Here is a 20,805-nt window from a genome sequence, read left to right as displayed (position 1 = left end):
AGGCAGTCACGCTAGGTCTGCCTGGCACTCAGTGCCGAACTGACATATAGTGTCGATCACGTGAAGAACCCACCCCTCAACGGCGCAGGAGAGGTTGAGCCGGCGGGGTGGAGGGCGCGCCGAGGCGTGCGATGGCCGCTCCACCTGGTGCGCTCCACCTGGTGGACGTGGCACAGGGTGCTGTAGCGATCCAAGGCTGGACAGGAGATGCATGTCCTCTTTCTTCAGGCGCAAAAGATGGTCCACCACTTTCCACGCGGCGCTCACGCTCATGCTCACGGCGGTCGGTGCCGGCGCCTATGAGGCGGAAGCGTCGGCGGCCGAGAGCTGTTCCGGCCTGAACGGAATGACGATCGCGGCCGGGGCCGTCGCTCTCCCGACCGGCGGCGCCACCGTTTCTTCGGCGGTCGCCGCGAATGCCGGTGGCACGGGGAACCAGGCTTATGGCGCCCATTGCCTGGTCTCGGGAGACATCAAACCGGTCGACCCGGCCGCGCCGACCATCAAATTCCAGGTGGCGTTGCCGGAAGAGTGGAACGGCAAGGCCGTGATGCTCGGTGGCGCGGGCCTGAATGGATTCGTCCCGCCGCTCACGAACGCGTCGAATCTCTGGGGCGCCCAGAAGATGCCGCTGCCGCTGAGCCGAGGGTATGCGGTCTTCTCCAGCGACTCCGGGCACCAGCCCGAAGAGGGGAAACCGCCCGCCGCTTTCGGCGCCAATCATGAGGCTCTCAAGAACTATGCCGGCGACGCGCTGAAGAAGACGCGGGACGTCGCGGTGTCGCTCATCACCTCCCGCTACGGCCGCGGGCCCGGCAAATCCTATTTCCTCGGCTATTCCAAGGGCGGCGGCGAAGCGCTGGCCGTCGCGCAGCGCTGGCCGGCTGACTGGGACGGCGTGGTCGCCGGCGCGGCAGGCTGGAATGTCACCGGGGTGGCGCTCAACATGCTCCATGCCGCCCAGGCGGTGGCGGTGCCCGGGGCATGGCTGAACGAGGCCGAGCGGCACACTCTCTACACCGGGGTGATGAAGGCGTGCGACCCGCTCGACGGCGTGAGGGACGGCGTCATCAGCAACGTCCGCTCCTGCGAGGTCCGGTTCGACCCCGCTGTCCTGCGCTGCCCCAAGGGCCGGGACAAGGGCGACACCTGCCTGTCCGACGTTCAGCTGACGGCGCTGAAACGGATGAACGAGCCCAAGCCCTTGTCGTACGTCATCGGCACGGGTGAAACCAGTGTCCTCGGATATCCGGTCTACATCGCCGACCATGGCGGCGGCGTCCCCGACTTCCCGCAGAAGGCGCTGCTGACGCAGGTCGGCGTCTACGGCTCGGCCGCGCCGGCTTTCCCGCCGGCCCCGCACATGCCCGTGTCGCTCGCCGACGGCGTCATCCGTCACATGATCGTGGGAGACCCGAACTTCAACACGTTGACGATGGACATGACGAGCGGAAGCGGGATGGCCTCGCGGATCGCGGCCCATTCGGCGCTCTTCTCCAATGTCACCGATCTGTCGGGCTTCCTGAACAGAAAGGGCAAGCTGCTGCTGTGGACGGGCAGCGCCGAACCGGCGGCCAGAACGACGGAACACTATTACGCGCGGATCCAGGCCACCATGGGGCCGTCGCGGGTGGACTCGTTCGTTCGCTATTACGAGATCCCGGGCGCGCAGCACGGGCCCTCGTCGTCCTTCCAGCCGGAGTGGGATCAGCTGGCGGCCATCGAGAACTGGGTCGAGAAAGGCATCGATCCCGCGAACGACCTCGTCGCGACCGACGCTTCCGGGGTGCCGGGCCGGACCAGGCCGCTGTGCATGTTTCCTGGCTGGCCCAGGTACGAAGGTTCGGGCGACGTCAACAGCGCGGCTTCTTTCACTTGTGCCACGCGGTGATGACCGCCGGCCCTGAAGGCCCCGGGAGCGGGTGGGGGCCGGCGGGCGGCAGGTGGAGGTGAAGAGCAGCGCCGGGAGTCCTCCGGCCGCGCGCTCGGAGGATTCTCGGACGTCTGGTCACGCCCCGGTCATGACGGGAGCGACGGCGGTGAAGGCCGCGATCAGCAACTCGCCGAGCGGGGTCTCGCCGTTGGCGTGGGTCCACGCCTCCCCGGCGGTGTCCATGCAGGCGATGGCGGCGGCGACGACGGCTCGCGCCTGAACGCCGGCGTGCGGGCCCTCGCCGGCCGACACGAGGCGGCGGCGGACCTCGGGAAGCAGCTCGTCCTGCCACTGGCGGTGCTTCTCGGCGCTACGGGCCCGCAGGGACGGCGTGCCGTACATCATCGCGGAGATCTTGAGCAGTTGTTCCTGGGGCGCCGACGTCCGCTCCAGGCCGAGGAACGCCCGCAGCAGCGCGGTCCAGGCGTCCTCCTCGGCCGGACGCTGCTCCAGGGCGGCACGCAGGACGGCGCCGTCGGCGGCGAGGTGCCGCAGGACGACGTCTTCCTTGGTGCCGAAGTAGCGGAAGAAGGAACGGCGTGAGATGCCTGCGGCGGCGGCGATCTCGTCGATCGTCGTGGCTTCGAAACCTCGCTCCAGGAACAGGCCCATGGCGACGGTGCTGATCTCGTCGTGCACGGCGCGCCGGGTACGGCTCCAGAGACCTTCGGTGGGCATCGCTCCAGCGTACCAAGTGCCGTGGTGGCACCATGCGCCGCAAGGGCGTGGGGTGTCAGAGTGGCACCGGCTCGGTGTCGCGGCTCGCTGCGTGGCGGCGGTCGCGCACGCCCTGGCCGCGTCACTCCTCGCGAGGGCGCAGGTCGGGGAAGACGGCCGCCAGGGTCGGGCTGTCGGGCCGGTACAGGTCCAGCGGGTCGGCGCGCATCGCGGCGTCGAGCGCGCGGGCGTCATCACCGACCAGGATGCGCCACGTGCCGGCGCGTACGCCATCGAGGATGAGGGTCGCGGCGTCGGCGGCCGACAGCGGCGCGCTGTCGCGGAACCACTCGCCCATGCTCTTGACCGCGGCCCGGACCTCCTCATCGCTCAACCGGTCGGCGGGAACGCCCGCGAGGGCGGCGGCGGGCACGCGGGCGTCCGCGAGCTCCTCGGCGGTCATGTCGTCAGGCTCGGAGCGGCCGTGGATCCGGCGGGAGTTGATCACGATCTCCGTGCCGACGTGCCCCGGCATCACCAGCGCGACCCGTACGTGCGGCGCGTTGATCCGCAGGTCCGTCAGCATCGCCTCCGAGAAGCCCTTCACGGCGAACTTGGCGGCACTGTACGCGCTCATCGGCACACCGGGGCCGGCCGCCCAGAACCCGTTGACACTGCTGGTGTTGACCAGGCACCCCTCGTCACTGGCGATCAGGAGCGGCATGAACGCACGCGTGCAGTTGTACACCCCGCCCCAGCAGACGCCGAACGTACGCTCCCACTCGGCTCGCGGGCTGGTGACGAAACTGTTGCCGCCGCCGATGCCGGCGTTGTTGAACAGCAGGTTGACGTGGCCGGTCCGGTGCCGCTCGACCACCTCGTCGCGGAACCTCGTCACCTGAGCCTCGTCGGACACGTCGCAGTGGTGGGCGGTGACCCGCGCCTCGCCGCCGCCGGGTGCGGCTCGGGCGGCTCGCTCGGCGGTGACGGCCAGCCCGGCCTCGTCGACGTCGCACGCGGCGACCGAACAGCCTTCGGCGGCCAACTGAACGACCAGCTCGCGCCCCATCCCGGCGCCGCCTCCGGTGACGACGGCAATCTTTCCCGTGAACGATCTCATCGCTCACCCCCTCCGTCGCTGACCACCCTCGCACGTACCGGGGCGGCCATCAACGCCTGGTCAGCCTCACAACCCCGCCTCGTCGTCACCCGGCACCGGCCACACGCCGGCAGGGGCCCTTACTACCAGTCCTCAGCTGTAACGGCTCTCAAGGATCGAGAGCGATACGTTATGAGTGGTTGTGCCGGGTAAGCGGCGGGGGTTGGCTGGCTCCACGGTGTCGACCGCGAGGGGACCGGTAAGGCGAGGATCGGCGAGGGATCGCACGCCAGGTGGGGAGGGCGTGCACGGCCATCCACCCCACAGCTGTCCGGCCTCATCGTTCTCATCGGGGCCGGACGCGAGAGGATCCCCATGTCCACTCTCCGCCGCCTGCTCACCCGGACCGCAGCGCTGCTCTGCGTCGCCGTCCTCTGCCTGGGCGGCGCCGCCGTCCCCGCCAGTTCGAGTTCCCTGCTGGTGGAGTGCCCGACCGGCTACCAGACCAACACCTACAATCCCGGCCTGCTCCTGCTGACCTCCCGGAACGTCACGATCCACTCCAGCAGCACCATCGGCAACTGCGTCGACGTCATCGGCAACCGCGCCACCGGCGAGATCGACCTCACCGGCACCGGCAGCCTGACCTGCGTCGGCGGCAACGCCAGCGGCACCGCCACGGTGGACTGGAACCACAGCGGCATCCCCGACACCCACTTCTCCTGGAGCGGCGCCGCAGGCCTGCGCCCGGGCGGCAACGCCGTCCTCGTCATCACCGGCACCGTCACCAGCAACGACATGCCTGGAGCCGGCGTGCTGTACGAGACGGTCCTGACCACCTCGCTGCAGCAGACCCTCGGCTGCCTGGGCAGCGGGCAGACCACCAACTCCGGCGCGGTCCTGACCTTCTCCATCCTCGACCTCTGACCAACTCCGCAGAGGCGGCCCAGGAGCCGGGCCGCTCAACTCGGCGAGCCGGCCCGCCGCCTCACCGCGCTGGCCGGCTCGATCAGCGCCCGCGGCCGCGACCACCAGGCCGTCGTCGCCGGCTGGCACCACGCCGCGGGCGATCGGCGGCGGTACGTCGAGGCCGCACTCGACGGTCTCCGCCCCCGCGATGACCTCGGCCGGGAGACGGCATGTCCGCCGGGTGAACGGCCCCGCCATGTCCGCTCCGGCCGGGGAGCGGGGTGGCGCCTCGGATCATGCGTCCCTCCTGGCGAAGGTGGTGCGGCCCGGTCGCGGCCTCCACGATCCGGCCGGGAGCGGGCGGTGTCTCAGATCATGCATCCGTCCTGGTGGACGCGGTACGGCCCGGTCGCGGTCTCGGCGATCCGCCGGTAGTCGGGGCACTGGGTGAAGTCGTCGGCCGTGCACTGCATGAGGTGCTCGATGAGCGCCTTGGAGGCCGAGATCTCGTGCAGCCGGCGTTCCAGCTCCTCGTGGTGCCGCCGGAGGAGGGCCTGCCGCCCGGCCTGGCCGGAGACGGTGAGGACCTCGCGGATCTGCTCCAGGCTCATGCCCGCCGCCTTGGCGCGGATGATCGTCATGACGCGGATGACGTGGTCGCGGGTGTAGCGGCGGCGGCCGTTGACCCGCTCGGCGGGGGCCAGCAGGCCCATGGCCTCCCAGTGGCGCAGGACGTGCGGAGCCAGGCCGAACCGCTCCGCGAGTTCCCCGATCCGCATGGAATCGCTTGACTTCATGTTGACATTAACTTGCAGACTTGCCTTCACGTCAAGCGATGACCCCTCATGTGGAGGCAAGACATGTTCGACGCCGTCATCGTCGGCGCAGGCCCGGCCGGCATGGCCGCCGCGCTGACCCTCGGGCGGGTCCACCGGTCGGTGTTGCTGATCGACGCCGGGGAGGGCCGCAACGCCGCCGCCGACAACGTGCACAACTTCCTCACCCGCGACGGCACGCCTCCCGCCGAGCTGCGCAGGCTCGGGCGCGAGGAGCTGGGCGCGTACCGGACGGTGCGGATCGCGACGGGGACGGTCACCGAGGTCCGCGTGCCGGCCGGCGGCGGTTTCCACCTGGACCTGTCCGGCGGGGAGAGCGCGGCCGCGCGGCGACTGCTGCTGGCGACCGGGCTGGCCGACGAACTGCCCGGCCCGCGCGGGGTGGAGGCGCTGTGGGGCCGTTCCGCCTACCACTGTCCGTACTGCCACGGCTACGAATGCACTGGCAAGCAGGTCGCCGTGCTCGGCGCGGATCCGGCCCGGGTACGGCTGGCGCTGCAGCTGAGCCGCTTCGCCGCCGATGTCGTGCTCTGCACCGACGGCCGGCCGCTCGACCCGGCGGCGCGGGCCACGCTGGAGACGCATGGCGTCGCCGTACGCTGCGAGGCCGTCACCCGGCTGGAGGGCACGGATGGCCGGCTGGAGCAGATCGTGTTCGAGACCGGCCCGTCGCTGGCCAGGGAGGCGGTGTTCGTCGTCAACGTGCCGCGCCAGCGCTCCGATCTGGCCGCCCGGCTCGGCTGCGCGACCTTCGCCGACGGGTGCGTGGAGGTGAACGAATTCGGCCGGACCAGCGTGCCCGGCGTGTACGCGGCCGGCGACATGGCGCGCCGGGCCACCATGCCGATGCCCATGTCCGCGGTCATCGGCGCGGCGGCCGGCGGCACCCTCGCGGGCGCGGTCATCGACCAGGACCTGGCGTGCGCCGACTTCGGCCTGCCCAACCCGCTCGCGCAGGAAAGGGGCTGAGCGTGGAGTCCGTGGACCTCGCGCGGGCCGCCGCCGCCCCGCCGCAGGGCGGCGGCAGGGTGGCGCTCGCCACGGCCGGCCTGCTGATCGGCATGCTGCTGTCGGTCCTGGACCAGACGGTGGTGGCCATCGCCCTGCCCGGCATCGCCGCCGACCTGGGCGGCATGGACGCGATCGGCTGGATCGTCACCTCGTACATGCTGGCCTCGACCGCGACCGGCGCGCTCTACGGCCGGATCAGCGACCGGTTCGGCCGGCGCGCGGTGTTCCTCACGGCGGTCGCCGTCTTCGTCGCAGGCTCCGCGCTGTGCGGGCTGGCCCAGACGACGCCCCAGCTCATCGCCGCCAGGACCTTGCAGGGCATCGGGGCCGGCGCGCTGTTCGTGCTGCCCACCATCGCGCTGTCGGAGCTGTACCCGCAGCGCCTGCGCAGCCGCGTCCAGGGCTTCACCGGCGGCGTCTTCGCGCTGGCCAGCGTGGGCGGCCCGCTCGTGGGCGGCGCGATCACCGACGCCTGGGGCTGGCGCTGGATCTTCTCCATCAACCTGCCCCTCGGCCTGCTCGCCATGGCCCTCGTCGCGTACGCGCTGCGGCTGCCCAGGCCGGGCGGGGACGGCAAGGTCGACCTGGCCGGGGCCGCGCTGATCGCGGGCGCGGTGGTGAGCCTGCTGCTGGTGGCCGAATGGGGCGGCCGCGCGTACGCCTGGACGTCCGGCGTGATCCTGGGGCTGATCGGCGCGGTGGTGGTGCTGGGGGCGCTGTTCGGGTGGCGGGAACGCCGCGCGGCCAGCCCGCTGCTGCCGCTGCGGCTGTTCGCCGACCCCACCCTGCGGGTCGCGCTCCCCGCCACCGCGCTGCTCGGCGCGCTGCTCGGCGGCTCGATCGTCTACCTGCCCACCTATCTGCAGGCCGCGTACGGCATGGGCGCCACCCAGGCGGGCCTGGCGCTCAACCCGTACGTGCTGACCTTCATGGCGGTCTCCTCGCTCGCCGGCGCCCGCATCGGCGCGAGCGGCCGGTTCAAGCCCTACCTGCTCGCCGGGGCGGTGATCGTGGTGCTGGGGTTCGCGCTGCTGAGCCGGCTCACCCCCGGCACCCCCTACGCCGTGCTGGCCGTGGAGCTCGCGGCGCTGGGGGTCGGGTTCGGGCTGCTGATGCAGAACCTGGTGGTCGTCGCGCAGAACGCGGCCTCACCCGCGGACCTGGCCGCCACCACCTCCGCCGCGGTGTCCGTCCGGGGGCTGGGCCTGTCGCTCGGCGTGGCGGTCTTCGGCACCCTCCTGACCCGGGAACTCCAGGGCCGGGCCCCGGGCGCGCAGGCGACGGCCGCGGCGATCCCGGACGTCCTGTTCTGGGGCGCCCCGGCCGCCGCCGTGCTGGTGGCGCTGATGGCGCTGCTGCCCCGCAGGGCCCAGCACCCCACCCCCGGAGAGGCGGCGGCATGAACACCATCGCGATCGAGTCGTACGACACCGCACGCGCCCCGCCGGCCGGCGCGCCGGCCGGTGACGCCGGCCCGGCGACGCGAAGCGATGGCAGACCGGGACGTCACGTGCGGTGTGCCGTCCAGGGGACGGACCGGACCAGGTAGACGAAGACACCCACCCAGGCCAGGGACACGCCCAGGGCGGGCAGGGCGGACGTCCAGAGTTCCGCGCGCTCCAGCGGGGCCACCCCCGTGATCCGGCCGCCGAAGAAGTCGGCTCCGAAGTAGGCGGCGCGGAACAGGTCCACGAGAGGCGCGAGAGGGCTGAACCAGACCAGCTGGGACCACCGGTCCGACATGTACTCCAGCGGTATCGAGGCTCCGCTCCCGAGGATCAGGAGGATCAGGGGGATGAGGCTGATCACCTGAACCGTCTCGGCCGTCCGCGCGAAGCGGCTGATCCAGATCCCGAACAGGGACATGGACACCGACGACAGGACGACCGCGCACAGGAGCAGCGCCGGTGCGGCCGGGAACTGGCCGGCCGCCACGATCCCGAAGGTGCACAGGCCGGCCGTCACCACGAGGACGAACGCCAGCGTGGGGGCGCAGACGGCCGTGATCATGGTGGAGACGCGGGCCCCGGCGACGCGCAGGCGCTTGAGGATGTGCTGTTCACGGCGGACCGTGAACACGGCGGAGATGTGCATGAGTCCGATGGCCGCCGCGAGGACGGGCATCATGGTGAACAGGCTCGCCGCCCCGGGGTCCACGTGCGTACCCGAATTCGTGTAAACAGCCTGGGAGCTGATGGACATGAAGAACAGGATGACGGGCAGGCCGGTCAAGTAGAACAGGGCGATCCGGGCCCGCCTGAGCTGGGTGAACTCGGCCCTGGACAGATGCAGGGCCTGCTTCCACCACTTCTGCTCACGGTCGTCCCGCTCCTTGCCGGCGGACAGGCGTTCAACGGCCACCGCTCTGCCCCTCGTTCGCGATCTCCAGGAACACGTCCTCCAGGGACGCGCTGCGCACACGGAGGTTCAGCAGCCGCGCGTCCCTCTCCTCCGCCCAGTTCATCAGGTGCCCGCACACCACGTGGGCCCATTCCCGGCGCGGTGCGGCGATCTCTCCCTCGTCCCCGCCGCCACGGACCGTGTAGACCACCCTGGTGTCCCCCCGGTACCGGGTGACCTCCCGTGAGGTGCCCTTCACCTGCGGGAGCGCGGCCGGCTCGACGCCTTCGGGCAGGATGAACTCGATGTGGTCGCCCCATCGGGACAGGACCTCTTCCACGGTCCCCTCGACCCGAGTCCGGCCGGCGTGCATGATCGCCAGGCGGTCGGAGAGCCGCTCGGCCTCCTCCAGGTAGTGGGTGGTGAGCAGGATGGTGGTGCCCTCCTTCCTGACGTCGGAGAGCACCTGCCACACGTGCTGCCTGCCCTCGGCGTCCATGCCCGTGGTCGGCTCGTCCAGGAACAGCACCCGGGGCCGGGTGACCAGGGCCAGCGCCAGGTCCAGCCGCCGTTTCTCGCCGCCGGACAGGGCACGTACCCGCACGTCCGTGCGGTGGGACAGGCCGACCTTCTTCAGCACCTCGTCCCGGCCCCGCGGGCGGGCGCACAGACCGCGGGCCAGGTTCAAGGTCTCGCCGACCTTGAGCTCGGGGAAGGTGCCGCTGTGCTGGAGTACGGCGTTGGTCTGCGCGCGCAGGCGCGAGGGGCGGCCGTAGGGATCGACGCCGAGCACCGAGACGGTTCCGCGGCTGGGCCGGATGAACCCTTCGAGGGTCTCGATGGTCGTGGTCTTGCCCGCCCCGTTGGTGCCGAGCAGGGAGAACAGCTCGCCGGCCCGCACCCGGAAAGAAAGACCGGAAACTGCCTGAAAATCTCCGTACAGACAGACGAGGTTCGCCACCTCAATGGCGTTGGATTCTAATTCGTCCACCTAGCCATACCTCCAGGATAAATCGTGACCCGAGGAATCAAGCCGTGACCGTAAAGCAACATCATGATCATACCCAAGCCGCTGCCGGCGTGCCGCATCTCGACCTTGCGGCCCTCCGGTTCCCGCGCCGGGAGTTCGCGAGGAATGGAATGCGCGGCCCCACCGCCGTCTTCACGACCGATTCCGTCGACATTCCATGCGGGGCGATGACGGGGATTCCAACGCGCCGGCCTACGGTTCCGGCAAGTGTTCATCACCCGCCGGTGAACCGGACGATGTGCGACGAAGCAAGGTCGGGCCGAACATGAGCGCGGGCCGGTATTCCTCGTCCAGCAGATGCGCGAGCCCGAAGACCGGATCGCGGTAAGATCCGGTATCGGTGGTAATCGCATCAGTCCGGCGGCCCTCACCCGATCCGAAGATAACAGCCAGCGCGTGCAGGCAATCCCGGTCGGCGCTGGACACGATTTCGGCGCGATCCCAAATGTCTGCTCATCGATCGTATTCAGCCAGGTAATTCCGCGCTTCGGCCCGAAATGCTTTTGCTCGGCCGGGCGCCCTGCCCGGCCTCGGTGGCCCGCCCGCGTTCTCACCCCTGGCCGGGGCGCGTGATGCGTTCGAGCCACCGCCGCAGCAGGGCGGTCTCGGCCGGTTCGAGCGCCTCGGTGCCGGCGAGCTCGAGCTGCGCGTGCAGGCGCAGCGCGGCGGCGCGCAGCGGGTCGGCGTCGTCGCGGGCGGCCGGCTCGGCGAGCACGTACGCGAACACGGCGTCGCGCATGTGGTGGGACAGCGCGGGATCGTCGAACAGCTCCGGCCTGGCGATGTGGTCGAGCGCGCTCCCGACATTCGCCGCCAGGACGAGCCGGGCGGCGGTCCGCGGCTCGACCTTCAGCGCGCCCGCCGCCGCGCACCGCGTGAGCGCCGCGACCAGGAGGTCCATCACGCGATCGCGCGCCGTCGAGCGCGACCACGGCCGTGGCGTGAACATGAGCTGGTAGAGGGCGGGGTTCTCCTTCGCGAACGCCATATGGCCGTCCCAGCCGGCGCGCAGGTCGGCCACCGGGTCGTGCGTCCGCTCCTGGGCGGCCTTGAGCGCGGCGTACCGCTCGTAGCCGTGGTCGGCGACCGCGTCGAGGAGCCCGCGCTTGTCGCCGAACAGCCGGTAGAGCACGGGCTGGCTGACGCCGACCGCCTCGCAGACCGCGCGCGTGGCGATCTCGTGGTCGGAGGACGTCGCCAGCTGCCGCTCCGCGGCCTCGATCATCGCCGCGCGGAGGGGATCGGTCGTTGCCATGAGATCGATGGTACCGCCAGACGATAGCGGCGATACGGAGCTGTGCTATGGTGATCTGTAGCGCCGATACGGAAAGCGCGTATCGGCGATAGACCAAGGAGCTTTCCCATGAGTGATCAGCGTGTCGCCGTCGTCAGCGGCGGCTCCCGGGGGATAGGCAAGGCGATCGCGGTCGCGCTGGCGGAGCGCGGCCATCCGGTCGCGGTGGGGTTCCAGGGGTCTGCCTCCGCCGCCGCGCAGGTGGTCGAGCAGATCACGGCCTCCGGCGGCAGGGCGATCCCCGTCCAGGCCGACGTGGCCGACGAGAACGCCATCGCGGCCATGTTCGACACCGTGGAGAAGACCTTCGGCGGGGTCGACGTGGCCGTCAACTCGGCGGGGCGGATGTCGCAGTCCCCGATCGCCGACCTCGACCTCGACGATCTCGACGCCCTGCACCGCACCAACATCCGCGGCGCCTTCGTCATGGCGCGCGAGGCCGCCCGCCGCGTGCGCGCCGGCGGCGCGATCATCGGCCTGTCCACCTCGGTGGTCGGCCTGCAGTTCCCGGGCTACGGGGCGTACGCCGCCAGCAAGGGCGCCGTCGAGGCGATGACGCTCGTGCTCGCCCGCGAGCTGCGCGGCCGGGACATCACGGTCAACGCGGTCGCGCCCGGCCCGACCGCCACCGACCTGTTCCTCGAAGGCAAGGACGAGGCCACCATCGAACGGCTCGCCAAGCAGCCGCCGCTGGAGCGCCTCGGCACCCCGGAGGACATCGCCGAGGTCGTCGCCTTCCTGGCGAGCCCGGCGGGCCACTGGGTCAACGGACAGGTCGTACGCGTCAACGGCGGCATCATCTGACGGCCGCCGCCCGAATCATCACCCTCTCAACCTGAACCACGGAAGGAAACCGACATGCCGTTCGCCAACCTCAAGGTGCCCGCCGACACCCTGACCCCCGAGTCCAAGAAGAAGCTCATCGACGCCGTCACCGACGCCTACGCCGCCGTCTACGGGGAGCGGGCCAGGGCCACCACCCTGGTCCTCCTGGAGGAGGTTCCGGACGGCGGCTGGGGTCTGGGCGGCACCATCCTCACGGCCGATCTGCTCGGCCGGAGCTGACCTGCCCCGAGGCCGACCGGTCCGACCGGTCCGGCCCGGACCGACCGGCCCGGGCCGGGGCCGGGGCCGGGGCCGGGGGCCGGCGGATCGGCTTGGGCCGGTCGTTCAATCGGCGGCGTCGCCGTGGCCGGGAGTCGTACCCGATGAGGTGACCGCCGCTCCGCCGGTGGCGGTGGCCCGGCCGGCCGACCGGCTGGGGGTGGACCCGGCGGTGCCGGCCGACCACGGGCAGCGGGAGCAGACCCGCACGGATCACCTACGGCTGGTTGGCGGACTATCTGGGGTGGAAGACCGCCCCGGTCAGCAGCCAGCGGTTCCCGGTGGCACGAGGATCTGGTGGCCGGTTGCTGGGGCGATCTGCTGCGGATGGCCGGGTCGCAGAAACACCTCTCCGACCCCGCCCACCACAGAAGATCGCCCGGCAGCGAATGCCCTGGTCCTTAGAACCCCGCCTCGACACGATGCGCGAAAAACCCAGGTGCCATCTGTCACCTACCTGGGGACGCTGAACGGCCTTCCGGCGGCCAGGTCCCATACCCGCACCGTCCCGTCGTCGCCACCGGTGACCGCGATGGCCTTCCCGTTCAACCGGCCGACCGCCACGTCCGACACCGGGCCAGTGTGGCCGGTGAGGGGTGCGCCAAGCTGCTTGCCGGCGGCCAAGTCCCACACCAGCAGCTTTCCTCCGTTGTCTCCGGTGACGGCAATGGTCTTGGTGTTCAGGGTTCCCAGGGCCAGCGCGCTGTCGGCGTCGGTTCCGTCCCAAAGGAAGATGCCGAGCTGCTTTCTGGAGGCTAGATCCCACACCAGCGTTCCGCGTTCGCTGCCGGAGACGGCGATGGTCTTCCCGTTCAGCCGGTCGACCGCTACCGCCTTGATGGGGCCGGTGTGGCCGGTCAGTGGTTCGCCGAGCTGCTTGCCGGCGGCCAGGTCCCATACCCGCACCGTTCCGTCGCCGCCCCCGGAAACCGCGATGGTCCTCCCGTTCAGGGTTCCCAAGGCCACCGCAAACACGGAGCCGAGGCGGCCCACGGTGAGGGCTTCGCCGAGCTGCTTGCCGGCGGCCAGGTCCCATACCCGCACCGTTCCGTCGCCGCCCCCGGAAACCGCGATGGCCTTCCCGTTCAGGGTTCCCCAGGCCACCGCCCAGACGGTCGCGGTATGCCCGGTGAGAGGTTCGCCGAGCTGCTTGCCAGTGGGCAAGTCCCACACCCGTACCGTCTTGTCGAAACTGCCGGAGATGGCCACGGTCTTTCCGTTGAGAGTGCCCACCGCCACCGCCCAGATGGATTCGTGGCCCGTGAGGGGTTCGCCGAGCTGCTTGCCGGCGGCCAGGTCCCATACCCGCACCGTTCCGTCGCCGCCCCCGGAAACCGCGATGGTCTTCCCGTTGAGAGTGCCCAGCGCCACACCAGCGACGCCGCCGGGGAGGGTGTGGCCGGTGAGGACCAAGGGGGAGTCCGAGTCGGACAGCAAGAAGGGGGTGATCGTAGTAGCCCCCGCCGTGACGATCGCGGCGGCGGACAGAGAGATCAGTGTACGGCGCCGGGTCAGACGAGGTGGTGACGTAGTACCGCTGAAGGGGGTGGCGGGGTCGGTGTCAGCGAGGTCAGGCCCAGCGTGTGCTGGCCCGGGCGTTCGCTCGTCCTTTGCTGCTGACAGGGTGCCGACGGAAACATTCGTTCCGCGAACGGGCGGCTCGGTGGCATCGAGGGCCGGAACGGCTGGTTGCGATGTGCCGTCGGCACTTCCGGAGCCGGGTCTGGTGGCAGGGACCGGTCCAGTGTCACGGGAGGTCGTGGCTGCGTTGCGGGTGAAGGGGAACTGGTCGGCCACGTCGATGATGCGCCGGTTCGGGGCCGGCAGTCCTTGTCGCCGTAGCCGGGACTGCAGGTGGGGGTACAGCATGCCGAGCGTGAGGTATTCGGGAGCACCGGGAATTCCTGTACGGATCAGACCGGTCAGCTCCCGCGTGAAGGAGGTCGCGCTGTTCGCCTGCCGTTCCAGCGGGACGACGTGGGCTGTTCGGTCGCTGGCGGTGAGGGTGTACACGCCGGCAATGGCGGTTTCGTCCCCAACGGCAGTGGTGGCCGGGCCGGAGAGGGCTTCGATGGCCCGGCCGGAGTAGCAGCAGTCCAAAATCACGATCTTCGTCGGGGCGGGACTGTTCAGCAGCGCCTCACGGACGTGCATGTAGTTGAGGCCGGTGATGTCGGGGTGCTCGGCGTCGGTATCGGTCAGGACGAGACACAGATGCCCTCTGACGTGCATCACTCCGTGACCGACGAAGAACAGCAGCAGAACCTGCTCGGTGTCGGCGGTCAGTCGACGCAGCGTCTTCACCAACCGGGGAGCGTCGACTGGGTCTTGGAGGACGGTGACAGAGTGCTCCGGCCAGCCGCAGAGCCCGGGGTCGGTCAGGATCCGCGTCATCTCGTTGAGACTGTTGGCTGCCGCAGGGACCGGCAGGAATGCCTGGTCGCGGTAGCTCGCAGTTCCGATCAATATCGCCCTGGAAGCAGCACGCCGGTCATTCCTCATCGAGGCCTCGTTCGAGGAACGCTTTGATCAGGGGTTCGAGCTCTGCGATGCTCCGGTTGGAGTTGATCTCGAGCTCCTCACCGTCACGCTTCCTCACGACCACGGACACCTGATCCGCCCGAGCTGACCGACGGCGGGCCGCCAGATAGGCGGGCACGGTCTGCGCCACGGCGACCGCGACCCCCAGCGAACTCACCGCCAGCGCGATCAGATCCAAGCCGTCGCCCAGCTCGTCCTCGGCGGGAGGCCTGCGCACTGCGCGTATCCGCCCGGCAAGCTCACGCTCGGATTTCAACCACTCCCACAAAGCGGTGTACTCGGAAACCTGATCCTCACCCGAGACCTGGATCTGCACCTCCACAGTCACACCACTCCAGCCCTAGCCAAGGGACGTCATTCGCTCGAGCACACGTCAAATCCTTTCAGGAGAGGTCCCCTCCGTGAAGTGACTCGGCCAGATGGGCGCCCAGCGACCGGGTCCGGAGGGCCAGGATCGCAGCGACCACCTGGCGCACCTGCCGGCGTGGTTCACCTGGATCACCGCCCACGCCCCCGCCGGGCCGCACATCACCGCAGGTCAGCGATATCCGTTGAAATTCCCTCGAACTGCCAGGAGGCCGGTCAGGACCGTACGCCAGTCAGGGCCACAGGACAGTCAGGGCCGCACGAGCGGGCCGGGGGCTGTTCCGTGCCCCGGCCGGGGCGGGTGGCCGGGCCGGGGGCTGTCCCGCGCCCGTCACCCGGGCAGCTCCGGGGCCCGACCTCCTGGTCGCCGCCCGTGACGGCGACCCGGGAGGAGCTTTCCGGCGCGGTCGCGACGGCCGTGCACACGATCTGCTGCACCGCCAGGTCGGACAGCTCGCCGGCCGGGACGGACACGGTCACCAGCAGGTGACCGGCCCAGTTGGTGGTCACCGAGAACGGCCCGGCGTCCGGCGGCACGTCGGTGGTGAGCCCGTGCGCCTCCTCCCGCGGCGTGGGCCCGGCCGCCAGCAGCGCCAGCGCGTCCGCCTGGGAAAGCTGGCGGCCGAGCCGCGTCACCGCGCTGACCCGGCCGTCCTTCACCAGGTAGAGGGTGGTGTTCCAGGTCGGGGCGAGGGCTCCGCGCGGCGGGTCGGCGCCCCTGATGACGTCGCTCGGCCGCACGCCGCAGCCGGCCACGGCGACGAGCGACACGAGGCCGGCCGCGAGCGCGCGGCGGACGGGCCCGTTCCTCACCCGGATCCTCCCTCCGGTTCGGCCGTCCGGCGGGCCGGGCGGGAGGTGAACGCGGTGTCACCATCCGGTTCGGCCGCCCGGCGGGGCGGGCGCGGTGTGGACACGGCGTCATCCTCCGGTTCGGCCGTCCGGCGGGGCAGGCGCAGCGTGAACACCGCGCCGCCGCCGTCCGTGGCGTTGGCGACGGTGATGTCTCCTCCGTGCAGGCGGGCGTTCTCCCGGGCGATCGCGAGGCCCAGGCCGCTGCCCTCGGACCTGGCCCGGGCCGCGCTGGCCTTGTAGAACCGGTCGAACACGTGCGGCAGCACCGCCTCGTCCAGCCCCGGTCCGTGGTCGCGGACCTCCAGGGCGATCCAGTGCGGGTCGGCGCGGAGCCGTACGGACACCGGTGGCTCGCCGTGCCGCAGGGCGTTGCCGACCAGGTTCGCCAGGACGACGTCCACCCGGCGCGGGTCCAGCCGCGCCGTCACCTCGGCGGGCAGCTCGGTCTCGACCGCCTCCGTCCAGCCCCGGGTGCGCAGGGTGGCGCGTACCAGCTCGGCCACGTCGACCTCGTTCGGCGCGAGGGCCGCGACGCCGGAGTCGAACCTGCTGATCTCGATGAGGTCGTTCACCAGCCCGGTGAGGTTGAGCGTCTCCTGGCTGACCAGCCTGGCGGCCCGGCCGGCGGGCTCGGGCAGCCCGGCCGCCTCCTCGTCGAGGACGTCGGCGACCGCGGCCAGCGCGGCCAGCGGGGTGCGCAGCTCGTGGGACACGTCGGCGACGAAGCGGCGGGCGTCGGCCTCCATCTCGCGCAGCTGCCTGACCCGCCGTTCCAGCTCGGCCGCGGTGTGGTTGAACGTGCGCGCCACGTCGGCCAGCTCGTCGGAGCCGCGTACCGCGACCCTGGTCCGCATCTCGCCCTCGCCCAGCAGGCGCGCCGCCCGGCCCAGCTCGCGCACCGGCCGCAGCACGCCGCGGGTGGCCAGCAACGCGAGGAGGACCGCGAACGCCAGCGCCGCCCCGCCGGTTCCCCAGGCGCCCGCGGCGAGCTGGTCGATGCTCTGCTGCTCGGGAAGCAGGCTGCGCGCGGCGTAGACCTCGATGCCGGACACGCGCGTCGTCCGGTCCGCCTCGGCGATCAGCAGCGGCGCGCCGATGATCAGCACGGGCGCGTCCCGCCACATCACGCGCTGCCACGCGATGTCGCCGTCGGCCACCGCCCGCCGCAGCCCCGGCGGGATCAGCCCGGGGTCCAGGCCGCCCGGCGAGCGCGAGTCGCGGTAGACGGCGACGGTGGCCATGTTCTGCTCGGTCACGGCGCGGGCGATCTCGCCGAGCTCGTCCGGGCCGGGCTCCGGGTTCCGCAGCGGGTAGAGCGCCTCCAGGCGGCTGGTCATCGTCTCGGCCGCGCCGTCCTGGGCGCGCTTGAGGATGTCGTTGCGGGCCTGGACGTACATCCCGCCGGACACCGCCGCGACGGTGACCACGCACAGCAGCGCGAACGCGAACAGCAGCCGGGCACGCAGCCCGGGGCTCGACCACGATGCCACCGGCGGGTCACACCGGCCCGAACCGGTAGCCGAACCCGCGCACCGTCTGCACGTAGACGGGCGCCGCCGAGTCGTCCTCGATCTTCGCGCGCAGCCGCTGCACGCACGCGTCCACCAGCCGCGAGTCGCCGAAGTAGCCCTGCTCCCAGACCGACTCCAGCAACTGCTGGCGGCTGTGCACGCGGCCCGGCGTGCCGGAGAGCTCCAGCAGCAGGCGCAGCTCGGTCGGGGCGAGGCTGACCGGCGCGCCGCGCTTGGTGACCACCAGCGCCGCCCGGTCGATGGTCAGGTCGCCGTGCCGCTCCAGCTCCGCCTGGTCCCGGCCGATCCGCCGGAGCACCGCGCGGATGCGCGCCTCCAGCACCCTGGGCTGCACCGGCTTGACCACGTAGTCGTCGGCGCCCGCCTCCAGCCCGGCCACCACGTCCATGTCGTCGCCGCGCGCGGTCAGCATGATGATCGGCACCTCGCCGGCGGCCCGGATGCGGCGGCAGACCTCGAACCCGTCGATGCCGGGCAGCATCAGGTCGAGCACCACCACGTCGGGCAGGTCGGCACGCAGCCGGTCCAGCCCCAGCTCGCCGGACTCCACGGCGCGAACCCGGTGCCCGTGCCGGGTCAGGGCCAGCTCAAGCCCCTCCCGCACGGCCGGGTCGTCCTCGATCAACAACACTCGCGACACGCCGCCGAGTTTCACCACACGCTCCGTACCTCGCCCGCCCGGGCGACTCCGTCCACTGTCGACCGGCCGTGTCCCCGCCTCGTCCGCGCCATGTCATGGTTGTGTCACAGTCGCGCCGACGCCGGCCCGGGCCGGGGAACGGTGACGGGCGGGGGATGGAGTCACCGTCGCGCCGACGGCGGCCAGCCGTCGAGAAACGATGACATGCGGCAGACGAGGCGCGCACATGCGGCGCCAATCGTAGTCGCCATGAGCGAACCACGCACGATCCCCCTGCGGCCCCGCGACCGGCTGTTCGCCGCGCTCACGCTGGTGCTCGCGGTGCTCCTGCTGCCTGTCGCGTTCGTCCGCCGGCCCGGCCGCGGCCGGGAGCTGGCCTGCGGCTGGGCGTTGCGGATGCGATTCCCGGCCGAGGACCTCACGGGACTCACCAACGGGGCCATGGCGGCGTTCACCGCGGCGCGCACCGACGCGCTGTGGCGGCACGGCCAGCTCATCGGCCTCACCTCCGGATACCGCGACCCCGCCGTGCAGCAGCGGTTGTTCGACGAGGAGGTGCGCCGCTCCGGCTCGCCGGCCTCGGCGCGGATGCTCGTGCTGCCGCCGGCGGAGTCCTGCCACGTGAAGGGCATCGCCCTGGACATACGGCCGCACGAGGGCGCGCGCTGGCTGGAGGAGCACGGCGCCCGCTACGACCTCTACCGCATCTACGACAACGAGTGGTGGCACTTCGAGTACCGCCCGGAGCGCAACGGCACGCCGCCGCCCCGGCTGCCCCACCCCGGCCTGGGCCACGCCGTCGGGAACGGGGACCAGCCGTGGCCGCCGTGAGCGGGGCCCGGCGGCCCGGGGCGCTGTCCGGGGCCGCGCGCTCCGGCCCGCACGTCAACGCCGAGCGCCCCGGGGCGGGGCGGCGCTCAGCGCGTCGCGTTGTGCAGGGCTCAGCCGGTCGGGTCTCGGCTCGACGGTGTACGCCTCGCGCCCGGCCCGCCGTACGGTGAGCGGATCGGAGAGGACCGGCCGGCGGCCGAACGTGTCCAGGGCGCCGGCCGCCCGCCGGACCGGCCAGCCCAGCGCCGTGGCCAGGTCGTCCACGGTGAGCGGCCGGGCGGCGTGCACGAGCGCGGCCAGCACCGTCAGCGCATCGCGCACGGCGGCGTCGGTGAGGCCGCTGCCGTTCATCTGGTCGCTGAGCCAGGTGAAGAACTCCGCCATCTGACCCAGCCGGGCGGCGGCGGGCGTGCCCGCGCCGAAGATCTCGACCCCGTGCCGCGCGGCCGCCGCGACCTCGGCGTGCGCCCCGGTGTCGGCCTTGAACGCCCGGAGCCAGACGTCGTCGTCGATGAGGTACCGCTCGCGGCGGCCGGCCTCCTGGGTGCGCCTGACCAGCTCCATCGACTCCAGGTAGCCGATGGCCTTCGACACCGACGCCGGGCTGACCTGGAGGCCGCGTACGAGCTCGGCGGAGGTCAGGCCGCCGGCGTCGGAGGTGAGCAGGCAGGCGAAGACGCGGGCGGGCATCCGGGGCAGGCCGGTGCCGGTCAGCAGCGTCGCGAACCGCTCCACGAAGGCGCGCACGGTCTCGCCCGCCCGCCCGTCGCCCGCCCGCCCATCGGTTCCCGGCTCCGGGGGCCGGGCCGGGCCGCGGCGGCCGGCGCGCCGCCCGGCGGCGTGCTGGGCGTGGTCGGCCAGGTAGCGGCCGGAGGCGCTGTTGCGCGCCACCTCGCGGCTGATCGTGGACGTGGGCCTGCCCAGCCGCCTGGCGATCTCGGCGTATCCGAGCCCTTCGTCCAGCCAGGCCGCGATCCGCCGCCGATCCTCGTGCGTCAGCCTGCCTCCGGGCATCGGGGTAGCCCTCCTGTCGGTACGGGTGCGCGCGTGCGTTCACCAACAGTACATTGCAACGGCGAACCGGCGCTGGTTGCATTTCCTCGCAACACTGTTGCAACGATTGTCGAGTAATCGCAGCCACAGCGTCCTTGCGTCAGGCAACAATGTTGACGGCTCTGAAACGCAACGTAGCCTTTTCCCACCCTGAAAGCAGAAGCGGCAGGAGGGGGAGACCCTCATGACAAGAGCGCTGGACGTGACCCGGACACGTGCCCGCGTCCAAGAGCTGCTCAGAACTTGGTAGCGGAGTCCACCGTGGCGTTCCTCTCGAACCATTCGCGGTCGGGGAGTCCTCTGGCTTCGCGCAAGTCGGCCCCGCGCAAGTCGGCCCCGCGCAGGTCGGCCCCGCGCAGGTCGGCCCCGCGCAGGTCGGCCCCGCGCAGGTCGGCCCCGCGCAGGTCGGCCTCGGTAAGGACGGCCCCACGCAGGTCAGCTCCCCCGAGTTGGGCGAGCGGAATGCGCACTTCGGCCAGATCCCAGCCAGCCCCATTCATATGCTTCGTCGTCGGGCGGATTACGGGTGAGTACGGTGAGTGCCGTCGCCACATCCGTCGCAGGCGGGGACGTCGGTGATCGTCTGATGGTCGCGAGGGGAATCCCGCGAAAGACGTTCCAACGCGTAGATCGCCCCCACCCGCACCTCCCGCTTCTTGGAACCGAGCTGCTCAACCGCCTTCGCGTACCGGTCCGTGATCTGACCCTGTTGAGCGGTCTCCAAGGTTCTGGCCGTGTAGATGAGGCCGCCGGCAGTGAACACCAGCCCGAAGG

The 20,805-nt window shown here is 71.5% G+C and carries 21 protein-coding genes and 1 pseudogene; 8 read left to right on the top strand and 14 right to left on the bottom strand.

Features of this window, described 5'->3' with window-relative positions; genetic code table 11:
- Window positions 1–211 precede the first annotated feature (211 nt).
- Entirely contained in the window at window positions 212–1,891 is a 1,680-nt protein-coding gene (locus IO39_RS22945) for a tannase/feruloyl esterase family alpha/beta hydrolase (RefSeq protein WP_043626750.1), read from the top strand.
- A gap of 117 nt (window positions 1,892–2,008) precedes the next feature.
- On the opposite strand, the gene IO39_RS22940 is transcribed toward IO39_RS22945, so the two are convergent.
- Both IO39_RS22940 and IO39_RS22935 read right to left on the bottom strand, forming a co-directional pair.
- Window positions 2,009–2,611 carry a TetR family transcriptional regulator gene (locus tag IO39_RS22940; protein ID WP_043626747.1) on the bottom strand — a complete coding sequence of 201 codons (603 nt, stop codon included), beginning with the start codon at window positions 2,609–2,611 and terminating at the stop codon, window positions 2,009–2,011.
- Between the two features lie 121 nt (window positions 2,612–2,732).
- Complete coding sequence (locus tag IO39_RS22935) at window positions 2,733–3,710, bottom strand: SDR family NAD(P)-dependent oxidoreductase (protein WP_084773308.1); 978 nt, start codon at window positions 3,708–3,710, stop codon at window positions 2,733–2,735.
- Between the two features lie 354 nt (window positions 3,711–4,064).
- On the opposite strand from IO39_RS22935, the gene IO39_RS22930 reads away from it, so the two are divergent.
- A complete protein-coding gene (locus IO39_RS22930) occupies window positions 4,065–4,616 on the top strand; it encodes a hypothetical protein (protein WP_043626744.1) in 552 nt (183 codons plus the stop codon).
- Between the two features lie 350 nt (window positions 4,617–4,966).
- Here IO39_RS22930 and IO39_RS22925 read toward each other — a convergent pair whose 3' ends face one another.
- Window positions 4,967–5,395, bottom strand: coding sequence for a helix-turn-helix domain-containing protein (locus tag IO39_RS22925; RefSeq protein ID WP_052423243.1), 429 nt, complete (start codon window positions 5,393–5,395; stop codon window positions 4,967–4,969).
- Window positions 5,396–5,458: 63 nt separating this feature from the next.
- Here IO39_RS22925 and IO39_RS22920 point away from each other — a divergent pair, with 63 nt between their 5' ends.
- Both IO39_RS22920 and IO39_RS22915 read left to right on the top strand, forming a co-directional pair.
- Window positions 5,459–6,403 carry an NAD(P)/FAD-dependent oxidoreductase gene (locus tag IO39_RS22920; protein ID WP_043626741.1) on the top strand — a complete coding sequence of 315 codons (945 nt, stop codon included), beginning with the start codon at window positions 5,459–5,461 and terminating at the stop codon, window positions 6,401–6,403.
- 2 nt (window positions 6,404–6,405) lie between these two features.
- Complete coding sequence (locus IO39_RS22915) at window positions 6,406–7,848, top strand: MDR family MFS transporter (RefSeq protein ID WP_052423242.1); 1,443 nt, start codon at window positions 6,406–6,408, stop codon at window positions 7,846–7,848.
- Between the two features lie 103 nt (window positions 7,849–7,951).
- Here the strand turns inward: IO39_RS22915 and IO39_RS22910 are convergent, their stop codons facing one another.
- The 4 genes from IO39_RS22910 to IO39_RS22900 form a co-directional block, all read right to left on the bottom strand.
- Window positions 7,952–8,806: an ABC transporter permease gene (locus IO39_RS22910; protein WP_052423241.1), complete on the bottom strand. Its 855-nt coding sequence runs from the start codon at window positions 8,804–8,806 to the stop codon at window positions 7,952–7,954.
- The gene (locus tag IO39_RS22905; RefSeq protein ID WP_052423240.1) at window positions 8,796–9,776 is read right to left on the bottom strand and encodes an ABC transporter ATP-binding protein; all 981 of its coding nucleotides are present in this window, start codon (window positions 9,774–9,776) and stop codon (window positions 8,796–8,798) included. The genes IO39_RS22910 and IO39_RS22905 overlap by 11 nt, the downstream gene beginning before the upstream one ends.
- A gap of 231 nt (window positions 9,777–10,007) precedes the next feature.
- Entirely contained in the window at window positions 10,008–10,241 is a 234-nt protein-coding gene (locus IO39_RS54675) for a Tn3 family transposase (RefSeq protein WP_169789097.1), read from the bottom strand.
- A 124-nt stretch (window positions 10,242–10,365) separates the two neighbouring features.
- On the bottom strand, window positions 10,366–11,070 hold the full coding sequence (locus tag IO39_RS22900) for a TetR/AcrR family transcriptional regulator (RefSeq protein ID WP_043626738.1): 705 nt from the start codon (window positions 11,068–11,070) through the stop codon (window positions 10,366–10,368).
- 108 nt (window positions 11,071–11,178) lie between these two features.
- Here IO39_RS22900 and IO39_RS22895 point away from each other — a divergent pair, with 108 nt between their 5' ends.
- The 3 genes and pseudogenes from IO39_RS22895 to IO39_RS59665 form a co-directional block, all read left to right on the top strand.
- Window positions 11,179–11,913: an SDR family oxidoreductase gene (locus IO39_RS22895; protein WP_043626735.1), complete on the top strand. Its 735-nt coding sequence runs from the start codon at window positions 11,179–11,181 to the stop codon at window positions 11,911–11,913.
- Between the two features lie 54 nt (window positions 11,914–11,967).
- Window positions 11,968–12,174: a 4-oxalocrotonate tautomerase family protein gene (locus tag IO39_RS22890; RefSeq protein WP_043626729.1), complete on the top strand. Its 207-nt coding sequence runs from the start codon at window positions 11,968–11,970 to the stop codon at window positions 12,172–12,174.
- Window positions 12,155–12,451 (top strand): annotated as a pseudogene (locus IO39_RS59665) (DUF4158 domain-containing protein); the annotation flags it as partial. The gene IO39_RS22890 and the pseudogene IO39_RS59665, both read left to right, overlap by 20 nt.
- A gap of 215 nt (window positions 12,452–12,666) precedes the next feature.
- Here the strand turns inward: IO39_RS59665 and IO39_RS50870 are convergent.
- The 5 genes from IO39_RS50870 to IO39_RS22865 form a co-directional block, all read right to left on the bottom strand.
- Window positions 12,667–14,715, bottom strand: coding sequence for a caspase, EACC1-associated type (locus IO39_RS50870; RefSeq protein WP_084773302.1), 2,049 nt, complete (start codon window positions 14,713–14,715; stop codon window positions 12,667–12,669).
- On the bottom strand, window positions 14,705–15,076 hold the full coding sequence (locus IO39_RS50865) for an effector-associated constant component EACC1 (protein WP_157548774.1): 372 nt from the start codon (window positions 15,074–15,076) through the stop codon (window positions 14,705–14,707). Before IO39_RS50865 ends, IO39_RS50870 begins: the two co-directional genes overlap by 11 nt.
- Before the next feature lie 260 nt (window positions 15,077–15,336).
- On the bottom strand, window positions 15,337–15,933 hold the full coding sequence (locus IO39_RS22875) for a hypothetical protein (RefSeq protein WP_052423237.1): 597 nt from the start codon (window positions 15,931–15,933) through the stop codon (window positions 15,337–15,339).
- Entirely contained in the window at window positions 15,930–17,465 is a 1,536-nt protein-coding gene (locus IO39_RS22870) for an ATP-binding protein (protein ID WP_211267118.1), read from the bottom strand. Before IO39_RS22870 ends, IO39_RS22875 begins: the two co-directional genes overlap by 4 nt.
- 7 nt (window positions 17,466–17,472) lie before the next feature.
- The gene (locus IO39_RS22865; RefSeq protein ID WP_169789095.1) at window positions 17,473–18,147 is read right to left on the bottom strand and encodes a response regulator; all 675 of its coding nucleotides are present in this window, start codon (window positions 18,145–18,147) and stop codon (window positions 17,473–17,475) included.
- Window positions 18,148–18,396: 249 nt separating this feature from the next.
- Here IO39_RS22865 and vanY-N point away from each other — a divergent pair, with 249 nt between their 5' ends.
- Window positions 18,397–18,978 carry a D,D-peptidase/D,D-carboxypeptidase VanY-N gene (gene vanY-N / locus IO39_RS22860; protein WP_043626722.1) on the top strand — a complete coding sequence of 194 codons (582 nt, stop codon included), beginning with the start codon at window positions 18,397–18,399 and terminating at the stop codon, window positions 18,976–18,978.
- A 54-nt stretch (window positions 18,979–19,032) separates the two neighbouring features.
- Here vanY-N and IO39_RS22855 read toward each other — a convergent pair whose 3' ends face one another.
- Entirely contained in the window at window positions 19,033–19,992 is a 960-nt protein-coding gene (locus IO39_RS22855) for a GbsR/MarR family transcriptional regulator (protein ID WP_043626720.1), read from the bottom strand.
- Window positions 19,993–20,267: 275 nt separating this feature from the next.
- A complete protein-coding gene (locus IO39_RS22850) occupies window positions 20,268–20,501 on the bottom strand; it encodes a pentapeptide repeat-containing protein (RefSeq protein WP_281200120.1) in 234 nt (77 codons plus the stop codon).
- Between the last annotated feature and the right edge of the window lie 304 nt (window positions 20,502–20,805).

The sequence above is a fragment of the Nonomuraea candida genome, from assembly GCF_000725485.1.
GTDB lineage: Bacteria > Actinomycetota > Actinomycetes > Streptosporangiales > Streptosporangiaceae > Nonomuraea > Nonomuraea candida.
Note: the sequence above shows the minus strand (reverse complement) of the source record. Positions and strands in the feature narration are given on the sequence as shown.

What these genes read in the sequence shown, in the direction of transcription:
- IO39_RS22945 (WP_043626750.1), top strand. Translation starts at nt 212, where the DNA reads ATGTCCTCTTTCTTCAGGCGCAAAAGATGGTCCACCACTTTCCACGCG.
- IO39_RS22940 (WP_043626747.1), bottom strand. Translation starts at nt 2,611, where the DNA reads ATGCCCACCGAAGGTCTCTGGAGCCGTACCCGGCGCGCCGTGCACGAC.
- IO39_RS22935 (WP_084773308.1), bottom strand. Translation starts at nt 3,710, where the DNA reads ATGAGATCGTTCACGGGAAAGATTGCCGTCGTCACCGGAGGCGGCGCC.
- IO39_RS22930 (WP_043626744.1), top strand. Translation starts at nt 4,065, where the DNA reads ATGTCCACTCTCCGCCGCCTGCTCACCCGGACCGCAGCGCTGCTCTGC.
- IO39_RS22925 (WP_052423243.1), bottom strand. Translation starts at nt 5,395, where the DNA reads ATGAAGTCAAGCGATTCCATGCGGATCGGGGAACTCGCGGAGCGGTTC.
- IO39_RS22920 (WP_043626741.1), top strand. Translation starts at nt 5,459, where the DNA reads ATGTTCGACGCCGTCATCGTCGGCGCAGGCCCGGCCGGCATGGCCGCC.
- IO39_RS22900 (WP_043626738.1), bottom strand. Translation starts at nt 11,070, where the DNA reads ATGGCAACGACCGATCCCCTCCGCGCGGCGATGATCGAGGCCGCGGAG.
- IO39_RS22895 (WP_043626735.1), top strand. Translation starts at nt 11,179, where the DNA reads ATGAGTGATCAGCGTGTCGCCGTCGTCAGCGGCGGCTCCCGGGGGATA.
- IO39_RS22890 (WP_043626729.1), top strand. Translation starts at nt 11,968, where the DNA reads ATGCCGTTCGCCAACCTCAAGGTGCCCGCCGACACCCTGACCCCCGAG.
- IO39_RS50870 (WP_084773302.1), bottom strand. Translation starts at nt 14,715, where the DNA reads ATGAGGAATGACCGGCGTGCTGCTTCCAGGGCGATATTGATCGGAACT.
- vanY-N (WP_043626722.1), top strand. Translation starts at nt 18,397, where the DNA reads ATGAGCGAACCACGCACGATCCCCCTGCGGCCCCGCGACCGGCTGTTC.
- IO39_RS22855 (WP_043626720.1), bottom strand. Translation starts at nt 19,992, where the DNA reads ATGCCCGGAGGCAGGCTGACGCACGAGGATCGGCGGCGGATCGCGGCC.